The sequence below is a fragment of the Ramlibacter alkalitolerans genome, from assembly GCF_016722765.1.
GTDB lineage: Bacteria > Pseudomonadota > Gammaproteobacteria > Burkholderiales > Burkholderiaceae_C > Ramlibacter > Ramlibacter alkalitolerans.
In genome coordinates, this window is record NZ_JAEQND010000018.1 from 1 (window position 1) to 24,645 (window position 24,645).

Consider the following 24,645-nt stretch of genomic DNA (forward strand, 5'->3'; position numbering starts at 1 on the left):
GTTCCTGCGCGACCAGGAAGAAAGCTGCCGGTGGCGACGATGTCGACACCGCCAAGCCGACTTCGATGCCCTTCAGCCGGGGCTATTCGGGTGAGCCGAACGGTTTCCGGACACCAGTGCGCGGAGGCGGGACCCAGGGCTTCCATCTTCACGCGCTGCGCGCGTGCTCTGGGCCCCCGCCTGCGCGGGGGTGACGGAGAAGGAGAAGGCAACGGCGGTGACAGAGATACGCCGCAGACACCGCGACCGTCACCGACCACCCGCAAGGCCCAGCAGCACCACCGCCCGCGCCTCGATGCTCTGCCCCATCCCCACCGGCCCCAGGCGCTCCGCGGTCTTCGCCTTCACATTCACCGCACCCGGCGCGATGCTCAGCGCCTCGGCGATCCGCCCGCGCATGCCCGCGATATGCGGCGCCAGCTTCGGCGCCTGTGCCACCACGGTGCTGTCCACGTTCACCAGCTCCCAGCCCGCTTCGCGCACCCGGCGCATCGCTTCCTTCAGCAGCACCACCGAATCCGCCCCGCGGAAGCGTTCGTCGGTATCCGGGAAATGCTGGCCGATGTCGCCCAGGCCGGCGGCGCCGATCAGCGCATCGGTGATCGCGTGCAGCAGCACGTCCGCATCCGAGTGCCCCAGCAGCCCGCGCGCATGCGGGATCTCCACGCCGCCGATCACGAGGCGACGTCCAGGCACCAGCGCGTGCGTGTCCCAGCCTTCCCCGATGCGCAGCTGCATCACCTGCGGCCGCGCAGCACGGCCTCGGCCATCGCGAAGTCCTCGGGATAGGTGACCTTGAAGTTCTGCGCGCCGGCTTCCACCAGCAGCGGCTTCAGGCCCATCTTCTCGATCGCGCTCGATTCGTCCGTCACGTCGTCGCCGGAGGCTTCGAGGGCCTGCCGCAGCATGCCCAGGCGGAACATCTGCGGCGTCTGCGCCTGCCACTTGTCGGTGCGCACCACGGTCGCGGCGACGCGGCCGTTCTCGCCGATCTTCAGCGTGTCGGGCAGCGGATGGGCCAGGAGCCCGCCCACTTCATCCTGGCTGCACTGGTCGATCAGGCGGTCGATCAGTTGCGGCGTGATGAGGCAGCGCGCGGCGTCGTGCACCAGGACCCAGTCGCTGTCGACGGCGCCGGCGCGGCGCAGTTCGCGCAGGCCGTTGGCCACGCTCTGCGCGCGCGTGGCTCCGCCGCAGGGCACGACCAGCGCCGAGGTGGTGGGATTGCGTTCGAAGAAGCCGTCGGTGGGCGCCACCACCACGAGCGTGCGCGCGATGCGCTTGACGCCCGCGAAGGCCGACAAGGTGTGCCAGATCATCGGCTGGCCGGCGACACGTTCGTATTGCTTGGGCCCCGCCGTGCCGGCGCGGCTGCCGTTGCCGGCGCAGGGAATCACGGCGAAGTAGCGGGAGCTGGATGCGGTAGCGTTCATATCCGTCCCTTTCATTCTACGGAGAGCATCGTTCCCCCTACAATGGTCGCACACCCCGCCCTCTCGAGCGCGGGGTGTTTTGCATTTTCGCTGCCGCTTCCCGTATGGATCTGCCCAAGCTTTCCCCTGGACGACGAATGACCGTGCCGCGGCCGGTCGGCTCGGCCGACGCGCTGCTGCTGGCGCAGCTGGCCCAGCGCGAATGGCTGGGCGGCAAGCTCACCGCCATCGTCACCGCCGACGCGAACGACGCCCAGCGGCTGATGGACGAAATCGCGTTCTTCGCGCCCGACCTGCGCTGCGCCCTCTTCCCCGACTGGGAAACCCTCCCCTACGACCAGTTCTCGCCCCACCAGGACCTGATCAGCGAGCGCCTCGCGACGCTGTGGCGCATCCTGCAGCGCGAAGCCGACGTGGTGCTGGTGCCCGCGAGCACGGCGCTGTACCGCCTCGCGCCGCCCGCCTTCCTGGCCGGTTACACCTTCCACTTCCGCGTGCAGCAGAAGCTGGACGAAGCGCGCCTGAAGGCGCAGCTCACGCTGGCCGGCTACAACCACGTGACGCAGGTGGTGAGCCCCGGCGAATACGCGGTGCGCGGCGGCCTCATCGACCTGTTCCCCATGGGTTCGGCCGTGCCGTACCGGGTCGACCTGTTCGACGACGAGGTCGATTCGATCCGCACCTTCGACCCGGACACGCAGCGCAGCCTCTACCCCGTGCCCGAGGTGCGGCTGCTGCCGGGGCGCGAATTCCCGATGGACGACGACGCCCGGGCACGCTTTCGCAGCCGCTGGCGCGAGCTGCTGGAAGGCGACCCGACCAAGAGCCGCATCTACAAGGACATGGGCAACGGCGTCGCCACCGCCGGCATCGAGTACTACCTGCCGCTGTTCTTCGAGGACACGGCCACGGTGTTCGACTACTTCGGCGAGCAGTCCACGCTGGTGTTGCATGGCGAGCTGGAGCCTGCGTTCCAGCGCTTCTGGCAGGACACGCGCGACCGCTACCGCCTGGTGCAAGGGGACCCGGAGCGCCCCGTGCTGCCGCCGGAAGCGCTGTTCCTCACCAGCGAGCAGTTCTACACGCGCGCCAACGCGCACGCGCAGCTCGCGTTCAAGGCGGTGCCGCAGGAAGAAGGCTACGCGGAGTTCCGGCGCCTGCCGGACATCGCCGTGGTGCGCGGCGCCGAGGAGCCGCTGAAGAATTTCAAATACCACGCCGAGCGCTCCTCGCACCGCGTGCTGGTGCTGGCCGAGAGCGCCGGCCGCCGCGAGAGCCTGCTCGACTTCCTGCGCGCCAGCCACCTCACCCTGCCCGCCTTCGACACCCTGGCCGAATTCCAGGCCAGCGAAGAGAAGCTCGGGATCGCGACGGCGGCGCTCGCCAGCGGCTTCGGCTGGGCCGAGGAGCGGATCGACTTCGTCACCGAGACCGAGCTGTTCGCCAGCGCCCCCACGGGGCGGCGGCGCAAGAAGCAGGAACAGGTCAGCGATGTCGACGCACTGATCAAGGACCTGTCCGAGCTCAATATCGGGGACCCGGTGGTGCATGCGCAGCATGGCATCGGCCGCTACCGCGGGCTCATGAGCATGGACGTGGGCCAGGGCAGCACCGAGTTCCTGCACCTGGAATACGCCGACAAGGCCACGCTGTACGTGCCGGTCAGCCAGCTGCACCAGATCAGCCGCTACACCGGCGTCGGCGCCGAGGAAGCGCCGCTGCACAAGCTGGGCTCGGGCCAGTGGGAGAAGGCGAAACGCAAGGCGGCCGAGCAGGTGCGCGACACCGCCGCCGAACTGCTGAACCTCTACGCGCGCCGCGCCGCGCGCCAGGGCCATGCCTTCCGCTTCTCCGCCCAGGACTACGAGGCCTTCGCCAACGAGTTCGGCTTCGAGGAAACGCCGGACCAGAAAGCGGCGATCCACGCGGTGATCCAGGACATGGTCTCGCCGCAGCCGATGGACCGCCTGGTCTGCGGCGACGTCGGCTTCGGCAAGACGGAGGTCGCCCTGCGTGCGGCCTTCGTCGCGATCACCGGCGGCAAGCAGGTCGCCTTCCTGGCGCCGACCACGCTGCTGGCCGAACAGCACTACCAGACCCTGGTCGACCGCTTCGGCAAGTGGCCGGTGAAGGTGGCGGAGATGAGCCGCTTCCGTTCCGCCAAGGAGATCACCGCCGCCGCCAAGGGCCTGGAGGACGGCAGCATCGACATCGTGGTGGGCACGCACAAGCTGCTCTCCACGACCATGAAGTTCAAGAACCTGGGTCTTTTGATCATCGACGAGGAGCACCGCTTCGGCGTGCGCCACAAGGAGGCGATCAAGGCCATGCGGGCGGAAGTCGACGTGCTCACGCTCACCGCCACGCCGATCCCGCGCACGCTGGGCATGGCGCTGGAGGGCCTGCGCGACCTGTCGGTGATCGCCACGGCGCCGCAGCGGCGCCTCGCGATCAAGACCTTCGTGCGCAACGAAGGCAACGGCGTGATCCGCGAGGCGGTGCTGCGCGAGCTCAAGCGCGGCGGCCAGGTCTACTTTCTGCACAACGAGGTGGAGACGATCCAGAACCGGCGCGAGGCCCTGGAGCGCCTGCTGCCGGAGGCGCGCATCGCCGTCGCCCACGGCCAGATGCCCGAGCGCGAGCTCGAACGCGTGATGCGCGACTTCGTGCAGCAGCGCTTCAACGTGCTGCTGTGCTCCACCATCATCGAGACCGGCATTGACGTGCCGACGGCCAACACGATCGTGATCTCGCGCGCCGACAAGTTCGGGCTGGCGCAGCTGCACCAGCTGCGCGGGCGCGTCGGCCGCAGCCACCACCAGGCCTATGCCTACCTGATGGTGCCGGACGTCGAGAGCCTCACCAAGCAGGCGGGGCAGCGGCTGGAGGCGATCCAGCAGATGGAGGAGCTCGGCTCGGGCTTCTACCTCGCGATGCACGACCTGGAGATCCGCGGCGCCGGCGAGGTGCTCGGCGAGAACCAGAGCGGCAACATGCTGGAGGTCGGGTTCCAGTTGTACAACGAGATGCTGTCCGAGGCCGTGCGCTCGCTCAAGGCCGGCAAGGAGCCGGACCTGCTGTCGCCGCTGTCGGTCACGACCGAGATCAACCTGCACGCGCCGGCGCTGCTGCCGGAGGACTACTGCGGCGACGTGCACCTGCGCCTGTCCTTCTACAAGAAGCTGGCCACGGCGAAGAACGTCGACCAGATCGACCGCCTGCTCGAGGAGATCGTCGACCGCTTCGGCAAGCTGCCGCCGCAGGCGCAGACGCTCATCGACGTGCACCGCCTGCGCGTGCTGGCGCGGCCCTATGGGGTGGTGAAGGTGGACGCGGCGCCGACGGTGATCAACATCACCTTCCGCCCCAACCCGCCGGTGGAGCCGCTGGCGATCATCCAGATGGTGCAGAAGAACCGGCACATCAAGCTGGCCGGCAACGACAAGCTGCGCATCGAGAAATCGCTGGTGGAGGTGAAGGACCGGGCGCAGATGGTGCGCGACGTGCTGCGCTCGCTCGGGACGCCCAAGGTGACGGAGCCAGCGTAGCGCACCCCGTCATCCCCGCGCCCTTTCCGTCATCCCCGCGCCCTTTCCGTCATCCCCGCGCAGGCGGGGATCCACGCCCCACCCCCATGCTCGACTCCACCCTCGCGCTGATCGCCCTCGCGCTCGCCCTCGCGCTGCGCCCCTGGCGCCTCTTCGCCGGCCGCCCCGCGCTCGTCACTCCCCTGCTGGCGACGCTCGCGATCCTGCCCTGGCTGTGGGCGCTGCCTGCGCTGCTGAAGCTGTCCCCGCAGCTGCAGTGGTCCGGCGCCGTGCTGGTGTTGCTGATGCTGGGATGGCCGATCGCCGTGCCCGTGCTGCTGCTGGTCGCCCTGCTCGCCTGCCTGATCTCGCCGCTGTCGGCGCAGGACGCACTGGCCGCCGGCGTCTGGCAGGGCATCGTGCCGGCGACGCTGGCGCTGTTCGCCGGGGCGGCGGTGCGGCGCTGGCTGCCTTCGCATGCCTTCGTCTACATCCTGGGGCGCGGCTTCGCGAGCGCGCTGCTGTGCCTGTTCGCGGCGCGCCTGTTGGCGCAGCACTTAGGCGCCGCGCCCGCAGCCGGTGTCGGCGGGATGGGGCTCGTCGTCGCGCAATGGCTGATGGCGTGGGGCGATGCCTTCGTCACGGGCATGCTCACCGCCATCTTCGTCGCCTTCAAACCCGAATGGCTGCTGACGTGGTCCGACGCGCACTACCTGCGACGCTGAGGCAGGCGCGCGGGCCCGATGCGAAAATCGCTGCCATGCCTGCCCAAGAATTCGCTCCCGGCCTCCAGATCCAGGGCTTCACGCCGCCCCTGAGGCTCACAGACTACAAGCTGGTCGCCTTCGACATGGACTCCACGCTGATCAACATCGAATGCGTGGACGAGATCGCCGACGCGGTGGGCATGAAGGAGGAAGTGGCCGCGATCACCGAGGCCGCGATGCGCGGCGAGATCGCCGACTACAAGGAGAGCCTGCGCCGCCGCGTCGCGCTGCTCAAGGGCGTGACGATCGCCGACCTGGAAGAGGTGTACGTGCAGCGCCTGCAGCTGAACCCGGGGGCGCAAAAGCTGGTGCAGGCCTGCCAGGCGGCCGGCCTGAAGACGCTGCTCGTCTCGGGCGGCTTCACCTTCTTCACCGACCGCATCCGCGACCGGCTCGGCATCGACTTCACGCGCTCCAACATGCTGGAGATCCGCTCCGGCCCGAACTGCGGCGAGCTGACCGGCCGCATGGTGGACCAGCCCTGGGGCGACATCTGCGACGGCGCGGAAAAGCGCCGGATGCTGCTGGAAACCTGCCAGCAGCTCGGGATCTCGCCGCGGCAGGCGATCGCCGTGGGCGACGGCGCGAACGACCTTCCCATGATGGGAGAGGCGGGCCTGTCGGTGGCGTATCACGCCAAGCCGAAGGTGCGGGAGCAGGCAATGGTGGCGATCAACGAGGGGGGGCTGGATCGGGTGCTGGAGGTGTTCGCGCGATGAAAGCTGGGGTTCCGGCGCTTCGCGCGTCACCGCCAGCCTGCACGTGACGCCGCCTCGTAGGCTGGCGGTGAGCCGCGAAGGTAGGCTGGCGGTGAGCCGCGAACCGCGAACCCCAGCGCTTCCCGCCTTCAACCCCGCTGCACCGCCGCCCTCCCCGCCCCGGCCGGCCAGCCACGAATCAGCCCCAGCGCGCTGGCGCGCCACAGCAGGAAGCCGACGATGGACAGGTTCAGCAGGTTCCAGGCGATCCCGTTCAGGAACGCCGCGCGATAGGAGCCGGTGAGGTCGAACACCGCGCCGGACATCCAGCCGCCCAGCGCCATTCCCATCAGCGTCGCCATCAGCACGGTGCCCACGCGCGAGCCGACCTCGCCGGGCGCGAAGTACTCGCGCACGATCATCGGATAGCAGGGCACGATGCCGCCCTGGAACAGCCCGAACAGGGCCGAGACCACGTACAGCGACGCGAGCCCGTCGGAGGGCAGGAACAGCAGCAGCGCCACGCCCTGCAGCAGCGAGCCGAGCAGCAGCGTGCGCAGGCCGCCGATGCGGTCCGAGATCCAGCCGGAGACGAGGCGGCTCACCACGCCCATGGCCAGCATCAGCGACAGCATCTCGGCCCCGCGCGCCGCGCCGAAGCCGAGGTCGCCGCAGTACGCCACGATGTGGACCTGCGGCATCGACATCGCCACGCAGCACGCCACCCCCGCGGTCGACAGCAGCACGAGCAGCAGGCCCGGCGCCATGCCCAGCGGACGCGCCGAAGCCGCCGGCCCGCCCGCCACCGCCACCGCGGCCACCACCGGCTGCTCCGGCGGACGCCGGCGCAGGAACAGCGCCAGCGGCACCATGCTGGCCAGGCAGAACACGCCCATGCCGACATAGGTCTGGCGCCAGCCCACCGTGTCGATGAAGTGCTGCATCACGGGCGGCCACACCGTGCCGGCGGTGTAGTTGCCGCTCATGCAGATCGCCAGCGCGATGCCGCGGCGGCGATCGAACCAGCGCGTCGTGTCCGCCACCAGCGGCGCGAAGCTGGCGGAGGTTCCGAGCAGCCCGATCAGCAGCCCCTGCGCGGCCCCGAACAGCACCACGCCGGGCGCGAAGCCCGCGGCGATGTAGCCCAGGCCCAGGCCAACGCCTCCCAGCATCACGACGCGCATCACGCCGATGCGGTCCGCCAGCCGGCCCATGAGGATCCCGCCGAGGCCGAATCCGACCATGGTCAGGGTGTAGGGAATCGACGCGTCGCCCCTGGCGATCCCGAAGTCCTGCTGCATCCGCGGCAGGACCACCGTGATCGAGTACATGCCGGAGCCGCCGATCGTCATGAGCACCAGCGACATGACGAGGCGCCCCCAGGCGTAGGGGGATTCGATCCATTCACGGCCGCTGCTTTGCATGGCCCCGATTGGATACCAAGCCGCGTTCCTCGCAACGAGCCCGTTCGTCAGGGCTTTCCATATGGCCCGGCTGGTGCCTCGTCCCGGGGCCGGCTGCATCCGCCAGTGGGCGCGTGCGGCGGCCGCCGGGCGGATCGTCGGCTGGCGACTACAGTGGCCCCTGCCCGGGGCCGACGGCGGCGCCGCTAGCTGGTGCTTATCGTGGGCGGGCTTCGAGGAGCCGAACATGCAGCAGACCGCGCCCCGTCCGCGCCATTTCTCCATGGTCAGGGAATTCCACCTGGCCGATTTCTTCACCCTCGGCAACGCGGCCTGCGGGGTGGGCGCCATCCTGCTCGGCATGCTGTACATGGCCAGCGGCGACCGCACCCACTTCCTGTTCGCGGCGGCGCTGGCCCCGGCTGCCTTCATCTTCGACGTGCTCGACGGACGCATCGCGCGGGCGCGCCACCAGCACTCGGCGCTGGGGCGCGAGCTCGACTCGCTGTCCGACGTGATCTCCTTCGGCATGGCGCCGGCGGCGCTCGGCTTCGCGGCCGGCCTGCAGGGCGGCTGGGATGCGGCGGCCCTGATCTACTTCGTGTGCTGCGGCGTGAGCCGGCTGGCGCGCTACAACGTGACGGCCGAACAGCTCGCCGATGATGCCTCCGGCAAGGTGAAGTACTTCGAGGGCACGCCCATCCCGACCAGCGTGGTGCTCACGGGCGTGCTGGCGTGGGCGGCCTGGCAGGGACAGCTGGGCGACCGCATCTGGGGCGGCGCGGTGGACCTCGGCCCCTGGGACTTCCATCCGATCGCCCTGCTGTTCGTCCTGTCCGGGAGCCTGATGATCAGCAAGACGCTGCGGATCCCGAAGTTCTAGCGCGGCGGCCGCGGCCGGTTCTTCTGCCAGATCGCCAGCAGGATCAGCCCGTAGGCGACGATCCGCAGGCTGTAGATCGCCGGGCTGTCTTCCGCTGCCGGCGCCATCAGCCCCAGGGCCAGGCGGTCGGCCGCCTCCAGCCAGAAGGACAGCGCGAACCAGAGGAAGAAGCGGTCGCGCGTCTGGCGCCAGAAGCGGAAGAAGAACAGGCCCGCCGCCAGCCAGCCGGCGGCGATGGCGCCCATCAGCATCTGCTCCATGTCAGTCCTCCTCCCAGATGAGGCCGAACAGCAGCAGGAGCACCGCCACCAGCGCCGCGATCAGCCGCGGCATGCCCAGGTCCACTTCCACCGGGAACACCACCCGGTCGAACACCAGCAGCACGTTGTTGACGCTCAGGGCGCCGAAGCACAGGGCGCTCCAGAACAGGAGCCGCGCACCGCTGGCGCGCCAGCTGCGCCACAACAGCACGAGGCACATGATGGACGTGAGGGCACAAAGGGAATAGATCACCGTGGCCATGCCGGCTATTCCTTCCGGAAGCGGAACGCATCGGCGAACTGCTGCGCGCGCCGGTCGATGCGGGAGTGGATGAGACGCGTCACCGCGACGAGGTCGTGCGCGTAGGCTTCGGCGAGCTGGTCGATCAGCTCGCGCAGTTCCGGGGACGGTGCGTAACGGACGCTGCCCGGCGAGGCGTGCTCCGACGCCACGCCGCTGTCGCGCAGCAGCGCGAGCAGTTCCACGCCGGTCTGCTCGGGCACGTAGAGCCGGCGCGAGAGCTGCGCGGCACCCCAGGCCTGCTCCGGGTCGGCGCGCAACAGCAGCACCGCCTCGAGGTAAGGCACCGACGGAACGCTGGTGAGGATGAACCGGCGCAGGTCCGCCGGCAGCTCGCTGGATGTCATTGTTGTTCGCCGTAGCAGGGAGCACGCCGCGCTGGTTTTCCCCCTTGCACCCTGGGCACGCGCCTGTACATTGGCCATGAATGTAGCGCCTGCCATCGCGGCCGGTGGCTCATCGGCGAAATTTCACGAGCGTTGGAGCCCTTCGGGGCTCGTTTTTTTTCGACAATGCGGCCGAAATGACTATGCCGCCGCTCCCGCCGCTGCGCCTGTTCCTCGCCTTGTGGCCTTCGCCCGACACCGCCACGGCCTTGCAGGCCCGGGCCGATGCCTGGGACTGGTCGGCCGGCGCACGCCGCACCCGGCCCGAACGCCTGCACATCACCCTGCATTTCATCGGGGCGGTGAACGCGCCCGACGTGCTGCCGCTGCAGGCGGCGCTGGACCTGGCCTGGGAGGGATGCGAACTGGTGCTGGACCGCGAGGAGGTCTGGCCCGGCGGCATCGCGGTGCTGGAAGCGAGCCGGGTGCCGCAGCCGCTGGCGGCGCTGCACGCGGAACTGGCGGAGCGCCTGCGGGCGCGCGAGCTGCCCGTCCAATCACGGCGCTATCGGCCGCACGTCACCTTCGCGCGCAAGGCGCAGGGCTCCCGGGCGCCGCCGGAGCCGGCGCCGCTGCGCTGGGCGACGGGCTCCGACTACCTGCTGATGCAGTCGCTGCCGGGCGGGCGGGGCTACGTGCCGCTTCAGCGCTTCGGCTGAGCCGGGCGGCGCCGTGCCGCATCGATGGCGCTGCGGGCCGCGATCTCCGCGGCGAGCGCCGTTTCCAGCGGCGATCGGCACAGGCCGGCGTGCTGGTAGTTCATGTTCTCGTAGAGCTCGGCGGCGGCGGGGGAGGCCTGGAGCACCGCTTCCAGCGCGGCGTCGTAGGGCGTGGAACGCAGCACCTCGGTGAGGTGTTCCACCACCCCCCGGTACTGCTGCGGGTCCACGGGCTCCGCACTGCGGTCCAGACGCTCCAGCATGCGCGCGAGCATGACGAGATTCTTGGAGACGGTCGTGTTCATGCATTCGAGTTGAGGCTGCCGCGCCAGCTTTGCAAGGGACTGGCCAGCCCCCACGCACAAAGGGCCTGCCGGCTGGCAGGCCCTTGCCGCGCATGGCCGACGCACTTACGCGGAATCGGCCGTCGCGATCAGCCCTGGCCGGGATGCGTGTCCTCGAAATCGGGCCGCGCCGGGTCGCGCTCGGGCTTGCGGCCCGTATCGGCCATCGCGGCATCCCGGATGGCGAACAGGGCCTGCAGGTCGCTTTCGATGCTCTCGTCGGCGGGCGCCTGCTCCGCACCAGGGCTGCTGCGCTGCGCCTGCGCCTGCGCAGGCTCCAGGGGACCGGCCGGCCGGGCAGCACCGGGGTTCCAGCTCTTGGGGTCCGGCATGTCGGCCGCCTTCACCCCGGTGAATTCCCAGCCGAGGCTCAGCAGCCAGTCGCGGCAGCGCGGCTCGAAGCGGGCGAGTTCCTTCTCGAAGCTGTCCTGGAACGGGAAGACATAGGGCAGCAGGCGCTCGTGGGCCTGCTTGACGACGAAGTTCACGTGCAGCCCGCGCCGCCCGGTGCGGGTGACGGCGGACAGGATGCGGCTTTCGATCCAGTCGGAGGGGATGCCATGCTTGCGCATGGTGTCGCGCAGGATCACCTGCACCAGTTCGCGCCGGGGCGCATTGCGGCCACCCCCCTGGGGGCTGTCCGAATCCGGGTCGTCCTCGTAGAACTGGGTGCTGGACTGCGTTGGCGGTCCGACCTTGTCCTTCTTCTCTTCCTTGCCGGCCGGGCTGTTCTTGAATATGCGATCGATCAGGCCCATGCGGCCATTTTGCTTCATTCCCTGAGCTGGAAGCGCATTTGCGTTCCAGCAAGCTCCAGCACGTCAGCGTCCGCCAGCTGCAGCGGGTCGGCGCCGAAGGTGCTGCCATTGAGCATGGGCGCGGTGGAGCCGGCGAGATGGGTCACGAAGAAGCCGCCGCGCCGGTGCGCCACGGAGACCACGCAGACGTTGGGCTTGCCGAAGGTGGTGACCGCCTTGACCACCGGCATCTCGAGGCCGGCGGAGGAACCGTTCATCACCGAGAAGCTGGCCTGCAGCTGCGGCGGATCTATGCTGCCCATGTGGGTGCCGCCGAAGGCCGTGGTCGGCTCCTCGCTGGCCTGCAGGTACTTGATGCGGTAGGGGCCGATGGCGATCACGTCGCCGTCGTGCAGGCGGGTGCGCTCCTTGACCATGCGGTCGTTGACGTAGGTCCCGTTGGTGCTGCCCAGGTCCTGGAGGAAGACGTCGGCCACGCCCACCAGCTCGAAGGCGCAGTGGTTCCCGCTGACCACCATGGTGTCCAGCACGATGTCGTTACCCGCCTTGCGCCCGAGGGTCGTGCGGTCCTTGTGGAGGAACACGTGCTTGACCTCGACACCCTTGACGCTTGCGATCAGCTGCGGCATGAAGCACCTCCAGCCGTCCGCTGCGGCCGAGTCCCCATGCTAGCGAAGCCGGGGAGCCGCCACAAGCGGAGCGGCCTAGATGTAGCCCACCACCTGCGGGACATGCCGCAGGTGCAGCGCCAGCCCCAGGGCGGCCATGTGGTTGCCGTCGCGACCGAGGATGCGTTCGGCCAGCGGCAGGAACACCGTCTCCTCGTAGCGGGCGTGGCGCAGGAAGGCGCGCACGAGCTCCTCCATCACCTCCGCGTCGACCTCGCTGCGGTTGCCGCGGGCCGCGATGCGCACCGAAGGCTCCAGCTGCTTCCACAGCCCTTCGACCTCGCGGTGTTCGGCCGTCAGGCGCTCGATCATGCCGCGGACCGCCTTGCGTTCGGTCCCGTTGGCGCTTTGCAGGACGGCCGGGAACAGTTCCGCCTCCTCCTCCGCGTGGTGCGGGATGATGGTCCGGCGGAACAGGTCCAGCGTGCTCTGCGCCATCTCGCGTGCGAGGTTGGCCGCATCCACCAGCTCCGGCAGGCGCGCCGTGCCTTCGAGCTGGGTGACGATGCCCAGGTGGCAGCGGGTGAACGAGGTCAGCGGCGTTTCCGGCGCGGCGTCGGCGACGTCGTGCGAGGGGCTCATCGTGGGCTCGTTCGCGCAGGTGCGTTCCGTGTCGGTCGTCGCGTTCGGCGCGGGCGTGAGGCTGCTCATTGCGGGGGGTTCCTGTGCGTGATGCCGCGATGTTGCCCCCGACCCCGCGGGCCCAGTTGACACACGTCAAGCGCGCCGTTCGGGCCGCCCTGCACCATGGTCACAGACAGCAACCAAGGAGGTTCCCATGTTCCGCCACATCCTGCTCGCCACCGACGGCTCTTCCGCTTCCGAGCACGCCGCCCAGCTGGCGGTGGAACTGGCCCGCGTCCACCAGGCACGCCTGACGGCGCTGTACGTGGTCGACCCCTATCCGTACCTGGGTGTCGGCGAGGCCAATCCGCTCGGCTTCCAGGCCTACATGTCCGCGGCCCTGCAGCACGCCGCGCAGGCGCACCAGAAGGTGATGGCGCTGTGCGAGACGGCGCCCGCCGTCGAAGTCCAGCCCCGCCTGGCCGAAGACGTGGCGGCGGCCACCGGCATCGTGCAGTCCGCGCGCCAGGTGGAAGCCGACCTGATCGTGGTCGGCTCGCATGGCCGCACGGGCGTCGCCCGCCTGATGCTCGGCAGCGTCGCCAGCAAGGTGGTCGCGGAGTCGCCGATCCCGGTGCTGGTCGCGCGCTGACCGTCTCCCCCCGCGCAGGCGGGGATCGGTGCGGCTACGCCTGCACCGTGGCGCCGGCTTCGCGCAGCCGGCCCAGCACGTCTTCCCAGCGCTGCCTGTGCTCCGCGTGCAGGCGGCTGCCCTCCTCCAGCACCGGCTGGAATTTCCAGCCCCGCACCGGCGCCGCCTCGAACCATTCGCGCGTGCGCTGGCCCACGATCCACACCGGCGTGCGCCACGCGCCCCAGGGCTCCGCCGTGCGCGCCATGTCGGGGCTGCCCCGCAGCGCGCCGGCCGCATAACTCAGGAGCCCGTAGCGGCGCGGCGTCGAGGGCTGGCGAGGACCGTCGTCGAAGGTCTCGAAGGTGGTCGGGTCCTCCAGCGCCGCCGGCAGCAGTTCGCGCGCCACCAGGTGCTGGCCGCCGTCGTGCCCGTTGCCGCTTTCCGCGTGCAGCAGCGGCCGCAGCTCGAAGCCGGTGAGGCCGCTGGCGCGCAGGCCCTCGGCGGCCTGCGGGCCGACCACGTACTCGCCGGTCCAGTCGTCGACGTGGCTGATGGCGGTCCCGGCGACCGGTTTGCTCAGGTAGATCTTCTGCGGCAACCGCACCGACCACCGGCTGGCGGTGGGATGCAGCGTATCCGAGTGGTAGGCCGCCATCGTGGCCTTGGAATCGGCCCGGGTCTGGGTGATGGTGGAGCGGCAGACCGCCTCGAAATGGGTGGCCGCGGACAGGTCCGCCGGGCTGCACTGCACCTCGCGCAGGAAGCTCACGGGTTCGCCGCCGGCGAGCTCCAGCAGCCGGGGCAGCACGGGCCCGGAGGCATCGAAGAATTTCGGGAACAGGAAGCCGAGGGCCGGATGCGCCTTGGCCCCGAGGGCGCGGGCCAGGGCTTCGTCCGCGGCCAGGCGTTGCGCGAGGCCGGGGCTGCACGGTCGCAGCGCGAGCATTATTTTCATGGACCGTGATGGTAGCGGCAGCGGCCGCAGGGCCGCGTCGGCAAAAGCCGCATGCGACACTTGCGCCCGCCGATGCAAGCTTCCGACCCCCTCCCCAGCCCCCTGGCGATCGCACTGGCGGGGCTGGTCTCCCTCGGCGTGGCCATGGGCATCGGCCGCTTCGCGTTCACCCCGCTGCTTCCGATCATGATGGCCGAAGGCAGCGTCAGCATAGGCGACGCCAGCCTCCTGGCCAGTGCCAACTACCTGGGCTACCTGCTCGGGGCGCTGGCGTGCACCTTCCAACCCTGGTTCGCGCGCCGGCTCGGGTGGGGCACGGCGGTGGACGCACCGCGCATGGTGCGCGCCTCGCTGGCGGCCACCGTGCTGCTCACGCTGGGCATGGCCCTGCCCTGGCCCGTGGCCTGGCCGGCGCTGCGCTTCGCCGCCGGCCTGGCCAGCGCCGTGGCCTTCCTCTACACCTCCTCGTGGTGCCTGGAACAGCTCGCCCGGCGCCGGCAGGCGGCCATGGGGGCCCTGATCTACGTCGGACCCGGGGTCGGCATCGTGGCGAGCGGGCTGGCCGCGAGCGCCCTGGTGGCGCTGGGGGCACGGGCGGCTGTCGGCTGGGTGACTTTCGCGCTGCTCGCGGTCCTCCTCACGGCGGTGGCGTGGAAGGTGTTCGACCGCCGCAACGGTGTCGACGCGCCTGCCCTCAGCGGCGCCGGCGCCCTGCCGGCGCAGGCGCCGGCCTCCGCGGGCGGCCTGGAAGTGGGCGCCCTTGCCTTCGCGTACGGCCTGGCGGGCATCGGCTACATCATCACGGCGACCTTTCTGCCGGTGATCGCCCGCCAGGCACTGCCCGGATCGCACTGGCTGGATCTCTTCTGGCCGCTGTTCGGCGCCGGCGTGACGGCAGGCGCGCTGCTCGCCTCGCGCCTGCGCAGCGGCGGCGACCTGCGCCTGCGCCTGGCGGCCTGCTACGCGGTGCAGGCCGTCGGCGTGGCGGCCAGCCTGGTTTCGCCCACCCTCGCGGGCTTCGCGATCGGCAGCCTGCTGCTGGGACTGCCGTTCACGGCGATCACCTTCTTCGCGCTGCAGGAGGTGCGGCGACTGCGGCCGGCGAGCGCGCCCAGCGCCATGGGCCTGCTGACGGCGATGTACGGCCTGGGGCAGATCGCCGGCCCGCCGCTGGCGGCCTGGCTGGTGGCGCGCAGCGGGGACGCGGCCCGGGGATTCGCGCTCTCGCTGGGGATCGCCAGCGGGATATTGGCGGGAGGGGCGGTGCTGTTCGTGCTGCTTGCGCGCGCGTACCCGGTGCGGCGGTGAGGAGGGACGATGCGACGTGCAATGCGTCATCCCCGCGCAGGCGGGGATCCAGGGCACCCGCGCAGCGCGTGCGGGAGCCCTGGGTTCCCGCCTTCGCGGGAATGACGATCGGGGACAGCCTTTTCAGCGCTGCGCCACCTGCTGCACCGGCTGGGCGCGGCTCAGCGCGGGATACGGATTCACCGCCTCGCCCTGCCACCACTTGGCCGGCGAGCCGAGGCGGAACACCGCGAAGTGCAGGTGCGGCGTCTTCGCGTCGGCGTTGCCGGTGCTGCCCACGTAGCCGATCAGGTCACCGCGGTGCACGTCCATCCCTTCGCGCAAACCCTGCGCATAACCTTGCAGGTGGGCGTAGTAGTAGGCGAGGCGCGACTGCGGATCGAACTGGTAGACCGTGAGCCCGCCCGGCTTGCTGGTGAACAGCTTGGCGATGCGGCCGTCGTCCACCGCGACCACCGGCGTGCCGGCGCGCGCGAGGATGTCGATCGCCTCGTGCGTGCGGCGACCGCGGCTTTGCTCGTAGTGGTCCGAGAGCGCGGTGGGCATCACACCCACCACCGGCACTTCCAGCCGGCGCTGCGCGAGCAGTTGCGCGCCTTGCGCATCGCCGCGGTTGCGCACCGCCGGCAGGTCGGCGGAGGAGACCTTGGCCGGCGCATCGCCGGCAGGCGCCGCGGAAGTCGGCGCAGGGGTCGAGCCGCCGGCGGCGGGCGGGAAAGCCTGCCACATCTCCGTCATCGCGGCGCTGCCCTCGCCTCCCGGTGCCTGCGACGGCGCAGCGGCCGCGCCGGCAGGCTGCGGGTTCGCATCGGGCTGCGCACCCATCACGCTGGTCGACGGCGGCGGCGCTTCGGCCGTGGTTTCAGGCGTCGCCGCTGGCTGCGGCCCCGTGGTGCCATCGGCCGGCGGCCTGGCCGCGACCTGCGGCGACTGGGTGCCGTCGGCCGGCGGCGTGGCCGCGACCTGCGGCGCCTGGCTGCCGTTGGTGCCGTTCAGGACCGCGTCGTCCGGCAGCGAGGCCTGCGGCGGCTGGACCGAAGTCTGCGGCGGCGACTGGTCGCAGGCCTGCAGGCCCAGCGCAGCCACGGCCGCGAGCAGCGTGAGTCGCCACGTCCTCATGACTGCACCTCCACGCCCATGCCGGGGCCGGCGATCGTCGACAGCCGCAGCACGTCCCAGTTGGTCAGGCGCACGCAACCGTTGGTGGTGACGCGGGCCATCTGCGAGGGCTCCGCGGTGCCGTGGATGCCCGCGTGCTCCTTGCTCAGGCCCAGCCACATCACGCCCACCGGGTTGTTCGGGCCGGGCGGCAGCTTCAGCTTCTGGTCGCTCTTCGGATTGCGCAGCAGCGACGGGTCGTAGCTGTAGTCGGGATTCTTGGCCTTGCTCACGATCTGCAGCGGGCCGAGCGGCAGCGGCGGGTCGCCCAGGCTGATCGGGAAGGCGCCCAGCACCTTCTCGCCCTCGCCCAGCACGTACAGCACCTTGTCGGACTTGTCGATGCGCAGCGAGGTGGCGCCGGCGGGCGCGGCGGTCGCGCGGCCCACGTCGGTGACCACGATTGCCTGGCCGACCTGCAATGGCCGGCCCTTGTTCAGCGCGGCGAGCAGCTTCGGGCTCATGTGGAAGCGCTCGCCGATCGCCTCCTGCAGGTTCTGGTAACCCAGCGAAGGAAGTTGCGATTCCTGCTCCGGATCGTTCGGCAAGGTCACATACGGGCCGTTGACGTCGCCGTCGGTGAGCACGTAGGTGGCGAAGGCCGGCGCGTTCTGCTGCGCCAGCGCCTGCCAGGTCGCCTCGTCCATCTTTCCGCTGGTGGGCAGGCCGCGCGAGAGCTGGAAGGCCTTGACGGCGCGCGTCATGTTGGCGCCGAAGCTGCCGTCGATCTCGCCGACGGAGAACCAGGCCCGATCGAGCATCACCTGGGCGCGGATCACGGCCGGCCCCTTGGCGCCCTGCGACAGCACCGGCATGGCCGTGTCGCTGTTCAACTGCTCGATGTGCTGCGTGGCGTCGGCCGGGAAGTTGGCCGGAACCACGGCACCTTGCGAGGCCGACTTGCCGGCGGAGGCGTGCGTGTTCTTGTGGTGCGTTGCCGCCGGCGCCGTCGCCGGCAGGGCCGCGAGGCCCAGCGGCAAGGCGAGCGCCAGAGCGCGCAGGAGGGTGGAATGCTTGGGCATGGGAGGGCTCCGATCAGGAATGCCCTACCGTAGCGCTGCGGCGACCGCGCCTTTGTAGTCGTGCAGCGAAGGGCGCAGTCGGCGCAGGCTTGCCCGGAGCGAATCGGCTCTGGCGGCCCAGGCTCTTCAGGCCGGGCCCGGCTCCCGCTCCACGTCGGCGAGGAAATCGCTGGTGCCCAGGGCGCTCAGCGTGCCGGCCTCCTGCAGCCAGCGCGGATAGCGTTCGCGGAAATCCGCCACCAGGCGATCCAGCGGCACGTCGTCGTAGCGCCCGCGGTCCTGCAGGTACTCCATGTGGCGCTGCCCCGACTTGTCGAAGGCGTGGTAGATCGCGTCCTCGCCACCGTCGAACTCCAGCGGGTGCAGGCCGAAGCGCTCGCACAGCGTGAGGTTGAACGCCGGCGTCGCCTTCACCCAGTGGTTGTCGATCCAGAGGTCGGCGTAGCCGTGCCAGGTGAAGACGTCGGTCTCCATCGTCTCGCGCATGCGCTGCGTGGACAGGTGGTTGCGCACGTCGGCGAAGCCCATGCGCGCGGGAATGCCGGACGCGCGGCAGGCCGCCGCCAGCAGCGCCGCCTTGGTGATGCACCAGCCGTAGCCGATCTCCAGCACGGTGCTGGCGCGCATGCCGTGCGGACTCAGGTCGATCCGGTACGGATCGTAGCGGAAGCCGTCGCGCACGGCGTAGTAGAGGGCCACCGCGCGCTCGCGGTCGGTGGCGCCGCGCGCGTGTTCGGCGGCGAAGGCGCGCACGGCGGGATGGTCGCTGTCCACCTGGGCGGTGGAGGCTAGGCAGGACTGCGGATCGGCGATCGACATGGGGCCTCAGACAAAACGTACCGCGAGCGGCACGAGGGGTGGATCGAATTCGGCGCGCCACTGCTCGCCGCGATGAACTGGCCAGGCGTCCGTCCAGGTGCCGGTCGTCACGACGTCGCCGGCCAGCAGGTCCGGCGCGCCGGGGCAGTCGCGCAGCGCGGCCACGAAGTGCGCCAGTGCATGCAGCGGGCCGTCGAGGACATTGGCGCCGCGTCCTGCGTCGATGCGCTCGCCGTTCCGGGTCAGCGTGATGCGCGCGGCGGCCAGCTGGGCGTCGAACGCCGCCGCTTCACGCGGCAGGGCGGCGACGGGAAGCTTGCGGCCCACCAGCAGGCGGCCATGCAGGCCGCTGTCGGCCACGGTATCCGCGGCGTTGAACTTCCAGTCCGGCATGTGCGACTGCACGATCTCGAAGCCGGGCGCGATCCATTCGATGCAGGCCAGCAGTTGGTCCAGCGTCGCACGGGCCGGCGGCGTCGCCTGCAGGCCGAAGACGCACTCCGGCTCGATGCGCGGCTGGCAGGTGCCGGCCAGCGCGATCTCGCCCTCGCCCTCGCAGAACGACAGGGTCGTGTTCCACACCGTGCCCCAGATCGGCGCATGGACGCCGTAGCGTTCCCAGATCGTGCGGTTGGTGAAACCCACCTTGTAGCCGCGCGGCTGCTCGCCGCGGCCGATGCGCAGTTGCCGCACGCTGAGCGCGCGCTCGTAGGCCTCGCCCACCTCGAGGCCGCAGCCCTGCGGCCAGGGGCTGGCGTCGTCCAGGTGCCGCAGCAGGATTTCCGGCGTCATGCCCGCAGCTTACCGCGACACGGCCGGCGGCCGCCCGCCCAGGTGCGTGCCCCCATCGAGCAGCAGCAGTTCGCCGGTCGTGGTGCGCGCGCCCTCCACCAGCCACACGATCGCTTCGGCCACGTCCTCCGGCGTGGAGGCGCGGCCCAGCGGCGCGCTCCTTTCCACGTTGGCCTTCAGCCGCTCGAAGCCTTCCTGGCCGATGCCCTCCACGAACCAGCGGCTGGTGATCATGCCGGGGCAGACGGCGTTGACGCGGATGTCGGGCGCCAGGCTGCGCGCCAGGTGCAGCGTCATCGCGTTCAGCGCCCCCTTGGAGGCGATATAGGGCAGCGAGGACCCGATGCCCAGCGAGCCCGCGATCGACGAGACGTTGACGATGCAGCCCCGCGCTGCCTTCAGGTGCGGCACGCAGGCGCGCACCATCTGGAAGCTGCCGACGGTGTTGACGGCGTAGATGCGCTGGAAGGCTTCCACATCGAGCGCGTCCCACTCCGCGGCCGCGCCGAACACCGAAATCCCGGCGTTGTTGACCAGGGCGTCGATGCGGCCCCAGCGTTCCACCGCCGCCGCGGCGAGCGCGCGGCAGTCGGCGTCGTCGGCGACGTCGGCGCGCAGCAGCAGCGTGTCGGCGCCGGCTGCGCCGCACTCGGCCTCCGTCGCCTGCGCCTCGGCCTCGCTGCGCGAATAGTTGATCACCACGTCGTAGCCGCGGCGCGCGAGCATCTGCGCGCTGGCGGCGCCCACGCCCGTCGCCGAGCCGGTGACGATGGCGACCTTGCGCTCGCCGCTCATGGTTTCTGCGCCTGCGCCATCGCCGCCTTGCGGTCCGCCAGCACCTTCTGCGCGGCGGGTCGTTCGGCGATCATCGCCACGTAGGGCTTGTAGTCGAGGCCGCGGGCCAGCAGCAGGTCCTCGCCATAGACCGTCTTCGTGGCCAGGCCCGCCAGCGGCAGGTCGGCGAAGGCGCAGCAATCCGCCATGGTGAAGCTGTCGCCGGCGGCAAAGGGCGCGAACCGCAGCAGCTTCTTCACCGCGTCGATCTTCTGCTCGATGTCCTTGCGGATGCGCGCGGAATTGCTTTCCGACAGCGGCGGCGCCCCGAAGAAGGCGGCCGGATAGAGCTGGCGCGCCGCCATCTCCAGGTGCCAGTCGATGAAGGTGGCCAGCTCGCGCACCTTGGCCGCGGCGAACGCATCACGCGGCAGCAGGGGCCGCTCGGGATACGCGGCCTCGAGGTATTCGAGGATCGCCTGGCTCTCGCACAAGGTGCCGTGCCCGGTCGACAGGTACGGGATCTTGCCCAGCGGCGAGGCGGCCAGCAGCGCTTCGCCCTTCTCGCGCACGCCCTCGTACTTCTCCTCGAAGGGCACGCCCTTCTCGAGCAGGGCGAGCTTGACCTTGTTGTAGTAGTTGCTGATGGCGAAACCGTGCAGGGTCAGCATGGCGCTCTCCTCATTCGATCTTGGCGCCCGATTCCTTCACCACCTTGGCCCACTTGGCGGTCTCGGCCTGGATCAGGGTGGCCAGCGCCTCGGGCGTGCCGGGGTTCGGGTCCAGCCCCAGCTTGGCCAGCTTCTCCTTCACGTCCGGCAGCGCCATCGCCTTGAGCGTCTCCGCGTTGATGCGCATCTGCACGTCGCGCGGAATGCCGGGCGAGCCGAGCAGCGCGAACCACGAGGTCGCCTCGAACCCCGGCAGGCCCGATTCGGCGATCGTCGGGATGTTGGGCGCCGCCGGCGAACGGTGCGCGCTCGTCACCGCGATCGCCTTGATCTTGCCTTCCTGCACCAGCGGCAGCGCCGAAGGCATGTTGTCGAAGATCATCTGGATGCGCCCGCCCATCAGGTCCGGGATCGCCTCGGCACGGCCCTTGTAGGGGATGTGCTGCATCTTCACGCCGGCCAGCGTGTTGAACAGCTCGCCCGAGAGGTGGATCGAGGTGCCGCTGCCCGAGGAGCCGAAGAACAGCTGCTGCTTCTTCGCCAGCTCGATCAGCTCCTTGACGTTGCCGGCCGGCACGTTGTTGTTCACGACCAGCAGGTTGGGCGTGGAGGCCAGGAAGCTGATCGGCGTGAAGTCCTTGACGTTGTTGTACGGGATCCGCTGGTACAGCGACGGGTTGATCGCATGCGTGCCCACGGTGCCGATCACCAGCGTGTGGCCGTCGCCGGGCGCCTTGGCCACCAGGTCGGCGCCGATGTTGCCGCCGGCCCCCGGCTTGTTCTCCACCGTGATCGGCTGGCCCAGCGGCGCCCACTTCTCCGCCAGCACGCGCGCCAGCGTGTCGGGCGCGCCGCCCGGCGGGAAGGTGACGATGATGCGCACCGGCTTGGTCGGCCAGGCGCCGCCCTGGGCGTACGCCTGCGGCAGTCCGGCGACGAGAACGAGGCTGGCGACGGCGGCGATGGCACGGATGCGCGAACGGTGCATGGGAAGGGAGTCGTTGGTTGGCATGCCACCATTCTCCAGCGGACCTCGGGCCGTGGAAATGCTGGTGTGCCCTAGTCGCGGCGGGGACAGCCGCTATCCTCCCTTCCCATGCCGCTGCCCGTCCCCACCCCGGAAGAGCTCGCCCTGCTGGAGCCCTTCACGCGGCTCGGGCTCGATCGCATCGCCCTGGTCGCCACGGCATCCGACGCGGACCGCGCTGCGGATGTCCTGCTGCGCGCCGACGCCTGGGGCTTCGACACCGAGTCGCGGCCCACCTTCGTCACCGGCCAGGCCTCCGAGGGCCCGCACGTGATCCAGCTCGCCACGCTGGAACAGGCCTTCGTGTTCCAGCTCCACGATCCCGAGTGCCGTGCCATCGCCGGCGCGCTGCTGGCCCGCGCAGGGATCGTCAAGGCCGGCTTCGGGCTGCGCGACGACAAGCGGCGCATCGTGCACAAGCTGGGGGTGGAGCCGGCCGACGTGCTGGACCTCGACACGCTGTTTCGCCAGCGCGGCTACCGCAAGCAGATGGGCGTGAAGGTGGCGGTCGCGGTGCTGTTCGGCAAGCGCTACCAGAAGTCCAAGCGGGCGGCGACCTCGAACTGGGCCCAGCGCGCCTTGAGCGACTCGCAACTGCTGTATGCGGCCAACGATGCCTGGGCGGCCCTGTGTGTGTACGAAGCCCTGCGCATGCAGCAGCGGCCCTAGGCACGGGCGAGCGGTGAACCGTAGGCTGGTGGTGGAGCGCAGCGAAACCCCAGCGATGCGCGAAGCGCTGGGATTTCCGCAGCGCTGGGGTTCCGGCGCTGTCGCGCGTCACCGCCAGCCTACGTCGCAGCCCCGCCCCGCTTCAGGACTTCCTGCACCTTGCGCAGCAGCACGTCGATCAGCACCGGCTTGCGCAGCAGCTCCAGCTTCTGGGCCGCCAGGTCGACGTCCGTCGCTTCCTGGGCGTAGCCGGTGATCAGGATGACCTTCAGGTCGGGCCGCGTGGCCCGCGCCGCGTCGGCCAGCTGCTTGCCGCTGACGCCCCCGGGCAGGCCGATGTCGGTCAGCAGCAGGTCCACGGCACCGAGCTCGTTGAGCAGCTGCGCGCCTTCGGCGCCCGTGGCCGCCGCGTGCACGGCGTAGCCCAGGCCGGCGAGCGTCTCCACCGCCAGCGTGCGCACCACCTCGTCGTCCTCGACGACCACGATGGTCTCGCCGCGACTGCGGGCCAGCTCCAGCGGCGCGGGCTGCACCAGCGGGCCGTCGTCCGCGCCGCCTTCGTAGCGGGGCAGCAGGATGGACACTGCCGTTCCTTCGCCCAGGCGGCTCGCAATGCGGGCGAAGCCACCCGACTGGCGCGCGAAGCCGTACACCATCGACAGGCCCAGGCCGGTCCCCTGCCCGATCGGCTTGGTGGTGAAGAAGGGATCGAAGGCGCGCTCGATCACGTCGGGCGGCATGCCGGTGCCGGTGTCGCCGACCGCGAGCCGCACGAAGTCGCCGGCTTCCAGCACGTCGTTGGGGCCGACCTGGGTGCGCGGCAGCGTCTCGTTGGCCGTGCGCAGGGTCAGCTTGCCGCCTTCCGGCATGGCGTCGCGGGCGTTGATCGCCAGGTTCAGGATCGCGCTTTCGAGCTGGTTGGGGTCGCAGCGCGTCGGCCAGATGCCGGGCGCCAGCTCGGTCTCCAGCGTGATCGATTCGCCGCAGGTGCGCCGCACCAGCTCGCGCAGCGATTGCACCAGCGCATTCAGGTCGACCGGCTGCGGCGCCAGCGGCTGCTGCCGCGCGAAGGCCAGCAGCCGGTGCGTCATGGCGGCCGCGCGCTGCGCGGAATTCATCGCCATGTCGACGAAGCGCGGAATGTTGGCGGTGCGGCCCGTCGCTTCCAGCTTGCGGATCACGTCCAGCGCGCCGACGATGCCCTGCAGCATGTTGTTGAAGTCGTGCGCGATGCCGCCCGTGAGCTGGCCGATCGCTTCCATCTTGTGCGCCTGCCGCAGCTGTTCCTCGGCGTGCAGCAGCTGCTCGGTGCGCAGCTGCACCTGGCGCTCCAGCTCCTCGCGCGAGCGGCTCAGGACTTCGCGCGCATCGACGATGTCCTGGATGTCGGTGCAGGTGCCGAACCAGCGCACGATCGCGCCCGAGGCGTCGCGCAGCGGCTGCGCCCGCCCCAGCACCCAGCGATAGGCGCCGGAGCGGTGCCGCAGCCGGTATTCGATGTGGTACGGCTCGCCGGTCGCCAGGCTGTGGCGCCACACCGCCCAGGCCCGCTTCTGGTCCTCCGGATGGAACACCCCGCTCCAGGCCTGGCCGTCGGTGGAGGCGTAGGGCACGCCGGTGTACTCGTACCAGCGGTCGTTGTAGTAGTCGTGGAAGCCATCCGCCCGCGTGGCCCAGATCATCTGGTCGATCGAGTTCGTGATGGCGCGGAACTTGGCCTCGCTCTCGCGCAGCGCCTCCTGTGCCGTCACCCGCTGCGTCGCGTCGGTGGCCTGGATGAAGATGCCCGTGATGCGGTCGGCGTCGTCGCGCACCGGCTGGAACACGAAGTCGACGATGCGCTGCTGCAGCAGCGTGCTGCCGGCCGGACGCAACTGCACCGCCACCTCGTTGCCGACGAAGGCCTTGCCGGAGGCATAGACCGTGTCGAGGATGCGCACGAAGCCCTGGTCCAGCATCTCCGGCAGCGCCTCGCCCACCGTGCGGCCGACCAGTTCGCGCTCGCCCACCAGCCGCAGGTAGGCCTCGTTGGCGAACAGGAACTGGTGGCGCGGGCCGCCGAGCCAGGCCACGGCCGCCGGGGCATCGCGGAACAGGCGCTCGAGCTCGTGCAGGCCGTAGCGGGAAGCGTCGGCAGCAGCAGCGGCCACGCCCTGGTCCGTCAT

Annotated in this window: 27 protein-coding genes; 8 read left to right on the forward strand and 19 right to left on the reverse strand. The window is 70.5% G+C overall.

Features of this window, described 5'->3' with window-relative positions; all coding sequences use genetic code 11:
• Positions 1-249: 249 nt before the first annotated feature.
• Both ispF and ispD read right to left on the reverse strand, forming a co-directional pair.
• The gene (gene ispF / locus JI746_RS24995; protein ID WP_201693020.1) at positions 250-738 is read right to left on the reverse strand and encodes a 2-C-methyl-D-erythritol 2,4-cyclodiphosphate synthase; all 489 of its coding nucleotides are present in this window, start codon (positions 736-738) and stop codon (positions 250-252) included.
• Positions 738-1,433: a 2-C-methyl-D-erythritol 4-phosphate cytidylyltransferase gene (gene ispD, locus JI746_RS25000; RefSeq protein WP_330893073.1), complete on the reverse strand. Its 696-nt coding sequence runs from the start codon at positions 1,431-1,433 to the stop codon at positions 738-740. The genes ispF and ispD overlap by 1 nt, the downstream gene beginning before the upstream one ends.
• Positions 1,434-1,537: 104 nt before the next feature.
• On the opposite strand from ispD, the gene mfd reads away from it, so the two are divergent.
• The 3 genes from mfd to serB all read left to right on the forward strand — a co-directional run bounded on the left by mfd (position 1,538) and on the right by serB (position 6,446).
• A complete protein-coding gene (mfd, locus tag JI746_RS25005) occupies positions 1,538-4,981 on the forward strand; it encodes a transcription-repair coupling factor (RefSeq protein WP_201693022.1) in 3,444 nt (1,147 codons plus the stop codon).
• An 86-nt stretch (positions 4,982-5,067) separates the two neighbouring features.
• Complete coding sequence (locus tag JI746_RS25010) at positions 5,068-5,685, forward strand: hypothetical protein (RefSeq protein WP_201693023.1); 618 nt, start codon at positions 5,068-5,070, stop codon at positions 5,683-5,685.
• Between the two features lie 35 nt (positions 5,686-5,720).
• Complete coding sequence (serB, locus tag JI746_RS25015; RefSeq protein WP_201693024.1) at positions 5,721-6,446, forward strand: phosphoserine phosphatase SerB; 726 nt, start codon at positions 5,721-5,723, stop codon at positions 6,444-6,446.
• 128 nt (positions 6,447-6,574) lie between these two features.
• Here the strand turns inward: serB and JI746_RS25020 are convergent, their stop codons facing one another.
• The gene (locus tag JI746_RS25020) at positions 6,575-7,849 is read right to left on the reverse strand and encodes an MFS transporter (RefSeq protein ID WP_201693025.1); all 1,275 of its coding nucleotides are present in this window, start codon (positions 7,847-7,849) and stop codon (positions 6,575-6,577) included.
• Between the two features lie 226 nt (positions 7,850-8,075).
• Here JI746_RS25020 and JI746_RS25025 point away from each other — a divergent pair, with 226 nt between their 5' ends.
• The gene (locus JI746_RS25025) at positions 8,076-8,711 is read left to right on the forward strand and encodes a CDP-alcohol phosphatidyltransferase family protein (protein ID WP_201693026.1); all 636 of its coding nucleotides are present in this window, start codon (positions 8,076-8,078) and stop codon (positions 8,709-8,711) included.
• On the opposite strand, the gene JI746_RS25030 is transcribed toward JI746_RS25025, so the two are convergent.
• The 3 genes from JI746_RS25030 to JI746_RS25040 are packed head-to-tail and all read right to left on the reverse strand — an operon-like array spanning position 8,708 to position 9,619.
• Complete coding sequence (locus JI746_RS25030; protein ID WP_201693027.1) at positions 8,708-8,971, reverse strand: DUF5985 family protein; 264 nt, start codon at positions 8,969-8,971, stop codon at positions 8,708-8,710. The genes JI746_RS25025 and JI746_RS25030 overlap by 4 nt on opposite strands.
• 1 nt (position 8,972) lies before the next feature.
• Entirely contained in the window at positions 8,973-9,233 is a 261-nt protein-coding gene (locus tag JI746_RS25035) for a DUF5985 family protein (RefSeq protein ID WP_201693028.1), read from the reverse strand.
• Positions 9,234-9,238: 5 nt separating this feature from the next.
• The gene (locus JI746_RS25040) at positions 9,239-9,619 is read right to left on the reverse strand and encodes a hypothetical protein (RefSeq protein WP_201693029.1); all 381 of its coding nucleotides are present in this window, start codon (positions 9,617-9,619) and stop codon (positions 9,239-9,241) included.
• 176 nt (positions 9,620-9,795) lie between these two features.
• Between JI746_RS25040 and thpR the strand changes: the two genes are divergently transcribed.
• Complete coding sequence (gene thpR / locus JI746_RS25045; protein ID WP_201693030.1) at positions 9,796-10,317, forward strand: RNA 2',3'-cyclic phosphodiesterase; 522 nt, start codon at positions 9,796-9,798, stop codon at positions 10,315-10,317.
• Here the strand turns inward: thpR and JI746_RS25050 are convergent.
• The 4 genes from JI746_RS25050 to JI746_RS25065 form a co-directional block, all read right to left on the reverse strand.
• The gene (locus tag JI746_RS25050) at positions 10,302-10,622 is read right to left on the reverse strand and encodes a hypothetical protein (RefSeq protein ID WP_201693031.1); all 321 of its coding nucleotides are present in this window, start codon (positions 10,620-10,622) and stop codon (positions 10,302-10,304) included. The genes thpR and JI746_RS25050 overlap by 16 nt on opposite strands.
• A gap of 128 nt (positions 10,623-10,750) precedes the next feature.
• Positions 10,751-11,419, reverse strand: coding sequence for a hypothetical protein (locus tag JI746_RS25055; protein ID WP_201693032.1), 669 nt, complete (start codon positions 11,417-11,419; stop codon positions 10,751-10,753).
• Positions 11,420-11,433: 14 nt separating this feature from the next.
• On the reverse strand, positions 11,434-12,048 hold the full coding sequence (locus tag JI746_RS25060) for an FHA domain-containing protein (protein ID WP_201693033.1): 615 nt from the start codon (positions 12,046-12,048) through the stop codon (positions 11,434-11,436).
• A 75-nt stretch (positions 12,049-12,123) separates the two neighbouring features.
• Entirely contained in the window at positions 12,124-12,738 is a 615-nt protein-coding gene (locus JI746_RS25065) for a hemerythrin domain-containing protein (RefSeq protein WP_236600120.1), read from the reverse strand.
• A 127-nt stretch (positions 12,739-12,865) separates the two neighbouring features.
• Between JI746_RS25065 and JI746_RS25070 the strand changes: the two genes are divergently transcribed.
• Positions 12,866-13,303, forward strand: coding sequence for a universal stress protein (locus tag JI746_RS25070; protein ID WP_201693034.1), 438 nt, complete (start codon positions 12,866-12,868; stop codon positions 13,301-13,303).
• Positions 13,304-13,337: 34 nt separating this feature from the next.
• Here JI746_RS25070 and JI746_RS25075 read toward each other — a convergent pair whose 3' ends face one another.
• A complete protein-coding gene (locus JI746_RS25075) occupies positions 13,338-14,240 on the reverse strand; it encodes a hypothetical protein (RefSeq protein ID WP_201693035.1) in 903 nt (300 codons plus the stop codon).
• Positions 14,241-14,312: 72 nt separating this feature from the next.
• Between JI746_RS25075 and JI746_RS25080 the strand changes: the two genes are divergently transcribed.
• Complete coding sequence (locus tag JI746_RS25080; RefSeq protein ID WP_201693036.1) at positions 14,313-15,548, forward strand: YbfB/YjiJ family MFS transporter; 1,236 nt, start codon at positions 14,313-14,315, stop codon at positions 15,546-15,548.
• Positions 15,549-15,671: 123 nt separating this feature from the next.
• Here the strand turns inward: JI746_RS25080 and JI746_RS27900 are convergent, their stop codons facing one another.
• The 7 genes from JI746_RS27900 to JI746_RS25115 all read right to left on the reverse strand — a co-directional run bounded on the left by JI746_RS27900 (position 15,672) and on the right by JI746_RS25115 (position 21,796).
• Positions 15,672-16,667: a peptidoglycan DD-metalloendopeptidase family protein gene (locus JI746_RS27900; protein ID WP_236600121.1), complete on the reverse strand. Its 996-nt coding sequence runs from the start codon at positions 16,665-16,667 to the stop codon at positions 15,672-15,674.
• A complete protein-coding gene (locus tag JI746_RS25090) occupies positions 16,664-17,728 on the reverse strand; it encodes a L,D-transpeptidase family protein (protein ID WP_201693037.1) in 1,065 nt (354 codons plus the stop codon). The genes JI746_RS27900 and JI746_RS25090 overlap by 4 nt, the downstream gene beginning before the upstream one ends.
• A 126-nt stretch (positions 17,729-17,854) precedes the next feature.
• On the reverse strand, positions 17,855-18,547 hold the full coding sequence (locus tag JI746_RS25095; protein ID WP_201693038.1) for a transglutaminase-like domain-containing protein: 693 nt from the start codon (positions 18,545-18,547) through the stop codon (positions 17,855-17,857).
• A 6-nt stretch (positions 18,548-18,553) separates the two neighbouring features.
• On the reverse strand, positions 18,554-19,339 hold the full coding sequence (locus JI746_RS25100; RefSeq protein ID WP_201693039.1) for a 2-keto-4-pentenoate hydratase: 786 nt from the start codon (positions 19,337-19,339) through the stop codon (positions 18,554-18,556).
• A gap of 9 nt (positions 19,340-19,348) precedes the next feature.
• Complete coding sequence (locus JI746_RS25105; protein ID WP_201693040.1) at positions 19,349-20,134, reverse strand: SDR family NAD(P)-dependent oxidoreductase; 786 nt, start codon at positions 20,132-20,134, stop codon at positions 19,349-19,351.
• On the reverse strand, positions 20,131-20,784 hold the full coding sequence (locus tag JI746_RS25110; RefSeq protein WP_201693041.1) for a glutathione S-transferase family protein: 654 nt from the start codon (positions 20,782-20,784) through the stop codon (positions 20,131-20,133). The genes JI746_RS25105 and JI746_RS25110 overlap by 4 nt, the downstream gene beginning before the upstream one ends.
• A gap of 10 nt (positions 20,785-20,794) precedes the next feature.
• Complete coding sequence (locus JI746_RS25115; RefSeq protein WP_236600122.1) at positions 20,795-21,796, reverse strand: Bug family tripartite tricarboxylate transporter substrate binding protein; 1,002 nt, start codon at positions 21,794-21,796, stop codon at positions 20,795-20,797.
• A gap of 84 nt (positions 21,797-21,880) precedes the next feature.
• Here JI746_RS25115 and JI746_RS25120 point away from each other — a divergent pair, with 84 nt between their 5' ends.
• Positions 21,881-22,480 carry a 3'-5' exonuclease gene (locus JI746_RS25120; protein WP_201693042.1) on the forward strand — a complete coding sequence of 200 codons (600 nt, stop codon included), beginning with the start codon at positions 21,881-21,883 and terminating at the stop codon, positions 22,478-22,480.
• 119 nt (positions 22,481-22,599) lie between these two features.
• Here JI746_RS25120 and JI746_RS25125 read toward each other — a convergent pair whose 3' ends face one another.
• On the reverse strand, positions 22,600-24,645 hold the full coding sequence (locus JI746_RS25125; RefSeq protein ID WP_236600126.1) for a hybrid sensor histidine kinase/response regulator: 2,046 nt from the start codon (positions 24,643-24,645) through the stop codon (positions 22,600-22,602).